The organism is Actinosynnema sp., from assembly GCF_052038725.1.
This window is the reverse complement of the sequence record NZ_JBQGCX010000753.1, coordinates 1-2274: the sequence shown is the minus strand read 5'-3', so window position 1 is coordinate 2274 and position 2274 is coordinate 1. Positions and strand designations below refer to the sequence as shown.

Genomic DNA, 2274 nt, shown 5'->3' with positions numbered 1-2274 from the left:
TCCGGGTCGTCGCCGTCCAGGACCTGGGCGAGCGGGGTGTCCAGCTCGGCGTCGAGCAGCGCGCACGCCTCGTCGAACGCCTCGGCGAACACCGGCCAGGCGGCGCGCAGCTCGCGCCCCATGCCCGCGCGCTGCGCGCCCTGCCCGGTGAACAGCAGGGCGAGGGCCCCGGTGGAGCGGGCGGCGCGCACGACGCCCGGCCCGGAACCGGTGGTGGCCAGGGCTTCCAGGGACTTGAGCACCTCGGCGGGGTCGCCGGGGACGATCGCCGCGCGGTGCTCCAGTGCCGCGCGGGTGGTGGCGGTGGCGTGGGCCAGGTCGGTCCGGTCGACGCCGTCCGCGAGCAGCGCCAGCAGGTTCTCCGCCTGGGCGCGCAGGGCGCCCTCGTCGGCGGCGGCCAGCACGATCGGGGCGGGCACGGCCCTGGTGGGCGCGTCCTGGGCGGACGTGGTCGGCGCGGTCGGGGCCTGCTCGACGATGACGTGCGCGTTGGTGCCGCTGATGCCGAAGGAGGAGACGCCCGCGCGGCGCGGGTGGTCGGTCTCCGGCCACGGCCGGGGCTCGGTCAGCAGCTCGACCGCGCCCCCGCTCCAGTCGACCCGGTCGGTGCGCTGGTCGGCGTGCAGCGTGCGGGGCAGCACGCCCGCCCGGATCGCCATGATCATCTTGATCACGCCCGCGACGCCTGCCGCGGCCTGGGTGTGGCCGATGTTGGACTTGATCGAGCCCAACCAGAGCGGCTCGTCGCGGTCCTGGCCGTAGGTGGCGATGACGGCCTGGGCCTCGATCGGGTCGCCGAGCACCGTGCCGGTGCCGTGCGCCTCGACCGCGTCCACCTCGGACGGCCGCAGGCCCGCGACGGCCAGCGCGGAGCGCATGACCCGCTGCTGCGACGGCCCGTTGGGCGCGGTCAGGCCGTTGGACGCGCCGTCCTGGTTGACCGCGCTGCCGCGCAGCACCGCCAGCACCTCGTGCCCGTTGGCCCTGGCGTCGGAGAGCCGCTCCAGGACCAGCATCCCGACGCCCTCGGACATCGCGGTGCCGTCCGCGTCGGCGGAGAACGACTTCGCCCGCCCGCCCGGCGCCAGGCCGCGCTGGAGGCTGAAGTCGATGAACGTGTCCGGCGTGGCCATGACGCTCACGCCGCCCGCCAGCGCCAGCGAGCACTCCCCCGCCCTGAGCGCCTGCGCGGCCAGGTGGAGGGAGACCAGCGAGGAGGAGCACGCGGTGTCGACCGAGACGGCCGGGCCCTCCAGGCCCAGCACGTAGGACACCCGGCCGGAGGCGACGCTGCCCAGGCTGCCGTTGCCGACGTACCCGGCCAGGTCCTCGGGCACCGACCGCAGGCGGGTCGCGTAGTCGTTGTACATCACGCCCGCGAACACGCCGGTCGCGCTGCCGCGCAGCGACACCGGGTCGATCCCGGCCCGCTCCAGGGCCTCCCACGCGGTCTCCAGCAGCAGGCGCTGCTGCGGGTCGGTGGCCAGGGCCTCGCGCGGGCTGATGCCGAAGAACCCGGCGTCGAAGTCGGCGGCGTCGTGCAGGAAGCCGCCCTCCAGGGAGCAGGACTTGCCGACCTTGCCGGGTTCCGGGTCGAACAGGGCGTCCAGGTCCCAGCCGCGGTCGGTCGGGAACGCGCTGATGGCGTCGACGCCGCCGTCGAGCAGCCGCCACAGGTCCTCGGGCGTGCTGACGTCGCCGGGGAAGCGGCAGCCGATGCCGACGACCGCGATCGGGTCGTCGTCCACCGCGCGGGTGGGCGCGGCGGGCAGGTCGGCGGCGGGCTCGGCGTCGCCGACCAGCTCGGTCTCCAGCAGGGCGGCCAGCAGCTCCGGGTTCGGGTGGTCGAACACCAGGGTCGCGGGCAGCCGCAGGCCGGTGGCCGCGACCAGGCGGTTGCGCAGCTCGACCGCGGCGAGCGAGTCGAAGCCCAGGTCGCGGAACGCGCGGCGCGGGTCGACGGACGCCGCGCCGTCGTGGCCGAGGACGGCCGCGACGTGCGAGCGCACCAGGTCCAGCACCACGCGGGTCCGGTCGGCCGGGGGCAGCGCGCGGAGCCTGCGGGCCAGCGCGGAGCCGCCGTCCTCCTCGCCGGTGACGCCGGAGCGGCGGACCTGCTTGCGCACCAGGGACTTCAGCAGCGCGGGCAGCGCGTCGCGCTCGCGCAGCGCGGCCAGGTCGAGGCGCATCGGCACCAGCAGCGGCTCGGTCGAGGCGAGGCTGGCGTCGAACAGCGCGAGGCCCTCCTCGGTGCTCAGGCCGGTGACGCCGGAG

The 2274-nt window shown here is 76.4% G+C and carries 1 protein-coding gene; it reads right to left on the bottom strand.

Annotated elements, in window-relative coordinates:
• On the bottom strand, positions 1–2274 hold a 2274-nt coding region (locus ACTUAL_RS15650; protein ID WP_440900774.1), incomplete at both ends, for a type I polyketide synthase.